The sequence below is a fragment of the Roseococcus sp. SDR genome (assembly GCF_019083995.1).
Taxonomy (GTDB): domain Bacteria; phylum Pseudomonadota; class Alphaproteobacteria; order Acetobacterales; family Acetobacteraceae; genus Roseococcus.
This window is the reverse complement of record NZ_JAHRCU010000051.1, coordinates 1-5,000: the sequence shown is the minus strand read 5'-3', so window position 1 is coordinate 5,000 and position 5,000 is coordinate 1. Positions and strand designations below refer to the sequence as shown.

Genomic DNA, 5,000 nt, shown 5'->3' with positions numbered 1-5,000 from the left:
CCAGGGTGAGAAGAGTGCTTTCGTCCGGGGGAGAGGGCCGCGCCTGAGTGCCACCGGTGGGGCTGGTGGGGCGGAGCTCGACGGTCAGGGCGGCGTCGGGACTGACATGGCGGGGCGGCATGGGGGGCGTTATCCTGATATAAAGCAAGGTTTTCATCTATCAGGGTATGTATGAATCAGATTTTGTCGAGAAAAAATTTGCAAAAGCTTGAAATCGTATTTGCGTGGTATTCCTCGTATTGAGATTTGATCCCTGGATAGTGTTGACAACATCGAGCCATCCCTGATTTCGACCCGAAAAGCGGCTACGTCCGGGACAGTCCAGCTCCAATCCAAGGGGATCACGGACCAGCCACCTAAAGCGTGACGTCACGAAAACTGGCTGAGGCCCGCTTGAGGCGGCCGAACCAGCCGTTCATGGCCAGACCGCCCTCCGGCCGAGGCCCACAAATGCCCGTACGCTACCCTCGCTGGGGTAGGGCTGTAGGGTAAGACACCCCGGTTTCGGCCACCGCTGGCGAGTTTCCCAAATTTCGTGACGTCACGAAAACCGGCCGTCACGGTCTGATTTCCGCCCCTGTGACCCCCGGATGAGGCTCCCTTGTCGGGCGCCATCCGGCATGCGCCGCTCCCCGACCGGCCGTGTTCGACCGCCGCCATGCCCATGGCTGTTCATCCGGCCCACCGCTCCAGGATCCCGGTAAGAGGCCATGCCGAGAACAGGCGGTCGCGATGGATCGGCGATCTCTCCGGTCGGCGCATCTTACACGCGCCTGCGGCGTCTCTTGTCAGCCAGCTCCTTGAGGTACAGGGCCTCCAACGTGGCCTCGAGGCCAATGGTAGCCTCGGTGATTTCACCCTCGGACAGGGTGATGATCTGGACCCCGGCGGACTCCGCCGCTTGGTGAAGGGCCGCCAGATGCCCCGGGTTGCGTGAGAACCGGTCGAAGCGCTCGGCCAGGACCACGTCCACAGCGCCCGATCGCATCGCCGACATCAAAGCCTGATAGCCCGGGCGCAGCACCGTGGAGCCTGACACCCCGTGGTCGCTGAAGGTCTCGACGATGACCCACCGCTCACGCTCGGCCAGGGCCTGGCACATCCGGACCTGATCCTCGATCGAGCCATCTCGCGGCTGGGCCGTGGCGGTACGGGCATAGACAGCGGCGCGCCGTGGTGCGGCGCTCAGGCGGCGCTGCTCCATATCGTGATCCCTACCAAGTTCAGCCAAGACCGCGGGGCGATCGGCCGATCCACCGCCAGTAGCGCCAGAACAAGCGGTGGGATTTCCGTCGCCATGGAGAGTGTCGCCTGCTCGCTCGTGTCCGGAACGGGGCTGATTTGAGGCATGAGTTCCGGCCTCGAGGGTGGTGTGGGGATAGAACGGGGGGCTTGTCATGTGGCACCTTTGGAGAAAAGAGGGATAGTTCATCTACCAGGGTATGTACGAATTGAATTCTGTCGAGAAAAATTTTGCGATGATCTGGATTCGTAGTGTGAATCGATCTGGACGTTTGGATTCGAGCCCAGGTTTTGTTGGAATTGTTGGACGGCATCCGACTTCAATATGAGGTGGGAGGCGGGCGACCAGGGGCTGCCGGTCGGAAGTGATCGGATCAGATTGGATAAAACGTCACGTCACGAAAATGCGCAGAAACCGCCCCGAAGTGGTCACAGCGGTCATTTCGGGCCACGCCGCCCTCCGGCCTAGGCCCACAAACGCCCGTACGCTGCCCTCGGCGAGGGTGCCCTGTAGGGTGAGATGGTCCGATTTCAGCCACCGGCGGCAGGCTTTGTGTTTTTCGTAACGTAACGAAAATGGGCCGCGACGGCGTGATTCCGGCCCCTGTGGCCCACGGATGACGCTCCCTGGTTGGGGCGCATCCGGGTTGCGCTGAACTCCGACCGGCCGGGTTGGGGTGCCGTCATTGCCCATGGCTATCCAGCCCTGCCCAGCGCTCCAGGGTTTCGGTGACGGCCTGGGCCGTTGCTTGGTAGCCCAAGAGCATGCCCTGGGCGTCGGGCTCGGCCCGATGGCGTGGACCGGTCCTCTGCCTCCGCGCCCGCCGCCCGGCCCAGAGACAATGCAGGCGCTCCTGGCCCACCGAGACGCCAGGCGGGGGAGCGGCACTGAGCAGTCGGGCTGTCTCGTCCCAGCACGTATCCACCAGGTCGATGATGGTGGGCCACTGGTGCGGGAGATGATTCGTCAGAACCAGCAGCCGCCCCATCCACTGCGTCTCCCGGTCGGGCGCGTCGGAGACCAGCTGCCGACCGGCCGCCAGCCGCAGCAGGAGTTCCGCCACCTCTCGGGCAGACTTGCCCTCGGCGAGGAGGCGCTCCCGGGGCAGGCCGTGAAGCTCGGCGGCGGAGGCGCTCCAGTCCGTCCAATCCGGCTCCGGTCGGATCAGAACGAAGCCAGAGGCCCCTCCGTTGGCCCAGCCCAGTTCGACCGGGTAGGACTCCGAGGCGAGCGACGACGCCTCGAAGTCAACGAACAGCAGGCTATCACGCATCGGCCATGTCCCCGGAATGGCGAGCCGAGGCCAATTTCGTGACGCACGAAAATGCAGTCCGGCGGGGCATGGCGGCGGGTCCGGTCAATGCGCTGCCTCGCCTGTGCCAAGGGCGACCAGGGCCAGCAGGCTGCGCAGCGCCCGTTTGATCCGCCGCGGATCCCGGTGCCGTCCGAAGTCCTGCTGGAGCAGCGCCATCTGTTCGGCAGACAGTTCGGGCAGCAGTCTTGGGTCGGGCAGTCCGAGTTCCACAGCGAGGTCCTGCCGCATGGTTGCGATCAGACTGGGCAGCGCCTCCGGCTCCGGCGGCTCCATCACGGCCACATGCAGCCGCGACCGCAGGGGCGCGGGTAGGCCGTCCCGGTCATTGGCCGTGAGCACCCAGGAGATAAGGCTCAGATCGACGGCCCCCCCGACGCAGGGATCCTCGAAGCTCCTCGCCGTGTCGCGCTCGAGATAGGTCAGGAGCGCATCGAACATCGAGCCGTTCCTGCGGTCCCGCGACGCCTTGTCCACCTCATCGATGAGCAGCAACGGGTTGGCGGTGCGCAGGACCACCAGTTGCTCCACCGGCCAAGCTGGATGGGTGCTGCTCCAGCCGCGTGCCGTGCCGGAGAGCTCCCGGGTATCGCTGGACGCCGCCGCCGACTGCCAAGCAAAGCCGAGACCGAGGACAGCGGCGATGCGCCGGGCGAGCCTCGTCTTGCCGATCCCAGGCGGCCCAACCAGGAGCAGTGGTGGCAGGGTCAGCGGTCGTGCCGGACCTAGCCCGAGCAGCGCCATCTCCCTCTGGACCAGATCGAGCACCGGTCGCGCATTGGGCATCTCGGCGGCCAGGCTGGAGAGGCGCTCCATGACCTCGGCCAGGGGAGGTACGAGGGTCACCGGCATGGGCTGGCCAAGGGGTTCGTACCGGCTGCCGAGTGCATTGCGGTTTTCCGTCAGGCGGCGTGGGTCGAACCCCGGGAAGGGCGTCCGCCGGTCCGGTGCCGCAGCGGCATCTGGACCCTCCGGGGCGTTCTGCTGTGCATCGTCCGCGTCCCGTTCCTGCAGGAGGCCTGGGATGCGACTCCGGTCCGCCGCCCTGCGCTCTGCCTCTCGCGCGGCCCGCCGTCGCGCGGCACTGGCCTCCCGACGCGCCCGCCCGCGCTCGGCGGCTCGCAGCAGCCCGTTGTCGATGCGCTCGCGGAGGCGGCTCCCGTGCCCCTGCCAATAGCCCTGGGCCTCGACGTCGGCCTGGAGGGCTGCCAGCATGTGGTCCGCCGCGATCGCGTGCCATGGCAGATGCAGCCCATCCCAAAAGGCCTGACGCATCCTGTCGAGGACACGCTCCAATCCGCGCTCCGCCGCGAGGGTGAACTCGGCCATGGCCTCACTGTCCCGCGGCGCATCGGGGCCGGTGAGCGGCAGCAGCGCGAGAACCATGTCCATCAGCGCCAGCAGCTTGGTCTCGCCATCCTCCGACTGGCTGGCCAGATAGAGGCTGGAGAGCTGCACCTCGACGCCGCTGCAATCGCCCAGATCGTGCAGGCGGGATTCCTCGCTCAGCCAGTGCGCAGCGATCCTGGCCGCGCTGAGATCGCCACTGTCCAGGGCCGCGGCCAGTTCCAGCCAGCGCGTGCTGGTCTCGCTCGTGGATTCCGCCGCATGGGGCGGCGGCATGGCAGCCAATCCGCGGAGGAGATGGGCCAGGACAGATCGTGTGAAGCTCACCTGTTGATCCGTCGGCTCCTGACGGCGCCACAGCGCGAAGGGCTGGAGCATCGCCACTGCGCTGGGCGAGAGCTCCGCCAGATCGGCGGGGAGCCGTACGGCATCCTCCGGCGCCCCCGATTTGTCGCGCCGGTTGCCGTGCCTGCGGGGCTGCTGGGAGTTGTCAGTGTCGCGAGCCACCGGCCCCCTCCGCATCCGAGGCGGGGACGCCGAGCACGTACCAGCGCGAGACCGTGCGGGCGAGCGACCGCTCCGGATCGAGGAGGGCCACGTCCGAGGTCAGGACGCGGGGCGTGTCGCCGAGGACTGGATGCCCGGTCACGCTGCCCGTCAGCGCGTAGGGCGCAGGGGCAGCCACCAGCCTCCAGCTTGAAATAACCGGCGCCGCGGCGATCTCGGCAGGGGTCGGGTACCTACCACCGGCGACGCTTTCCAGGGCCTCCGCCAGGTCGCGGGCGCGCCGCGCCTGAGTCAGCAACAGCGTGGTGGCGAGATCGGCATTGAGGAGATCAAGGCGCAGCATGGGCACTCCCAGAATGGGCGGATGACAGTGGGTGATGGGTGGGATGGCTTGGGAGCAGGCCGGAGCGACGGCGGGTGCCGGTCAGTCGCTGGGCCAGCGGCGCGGCAGAAGGCGCCGGTCAGGGACCATGTCCTCCGCGCGGATGTGAAAGACGCGTCGTCCTCCGCCATCGCGTTGGTGTGCCAACGCCCGGAGGAGGATGGCGACGATGGTGCAGCGTTGCTGATGCGCGACCTCTCGGATCTGCT

General features: G+C 67.0%; 4 protein-coding genes. All 4 read right to left on the bottom strand.

The window, feature by feature from the left end:
* Positions 1-763: 763 nt before the first annotated feature.
* The 4 genes from KTR66_RS24585 to KTR66_RS24570 all read right to left on the bottom strand — a co-directional run bounded on the left by KTR66_RS24585 (position 764) and on the right by KTR66_RS24570 (position 4,752).
* The gene (locus KTR66_RS24585) at positions 764-1,204 is read right to left on the bottom strand and encodes a recombinase family protein (RefSeq protein ID WP_213617395.1); all 441 of its coding nucleotides are present in this window, start codon (positions 1,202-1,204) and stop codon (positions 764-766) included.
* A gap of 721 nt (positions 1,205-1,925) precedes the next feature.
* Positions 1,926-2,516: a hypothetical protein gene (locus KTR66_RS24580; RefSeq protein WP_213617394.1), complete on the bottom strand. Its 591-nt coding sequence runs from the start codon at positions 2,514-2,516 to the stop codon at positions 1,926-1,928.
* A gap of 84 nt (positions 2,517-2,600) precedes the next feature.
* On the bottom strand, positions 2,601-4,409 hold the full coding sequence (locus tag KTR66_RS25365; RefSeq protein ID WP_213617393.1) for an AAA family ATPase: 1,809 nt from the start codon (positions 4,407-4,409) through the stop codon (positions 2,601-2,603).
* Complete coding sequence (locus KTR66_RS24570) at positions 4,393-4,752, bottom strand: DUF6634 family protein (protein ID WP_213617392.1); 360 nt, start codon at positions 4,750-4,752, stop codon at positions 4,393-4,395. The genes KTR66_RS25365 and KTR66_RS24570 overlap by 17 nt, the downstream gene beginning before the upstream one ends.
* Positions 4,753-5,000 lie beyond the last annotated feature (248 nt).

What these genes read in the sequence shown, in the direction of transcription:
- KTR66_RS24585 (WP_213617395.1), bottom strand. Translation starts at nt 1,204, where the DNA reads ATGGAGCAGCGCCGCCTGAGCGCCGCACCACGGCGCGCCGCTGTCTAT.
- KTR66_RS24580 (WP_213617394.1), bottom strand. Translation starts at nt 2,516, where the DNA reads ATGCGTGATAGCCTGCTGTTCGTTGACTTCGAGGCGTCGTCGCTCGCC.
- KTR66_RS24570 (WP_213617392.1), bottom strand. Translation starts at nt 4,752, where the DNA reads ATGCTGCGCCTTGATCTCCTCAATGCCGATCTCGCCACCACGCTGTTG.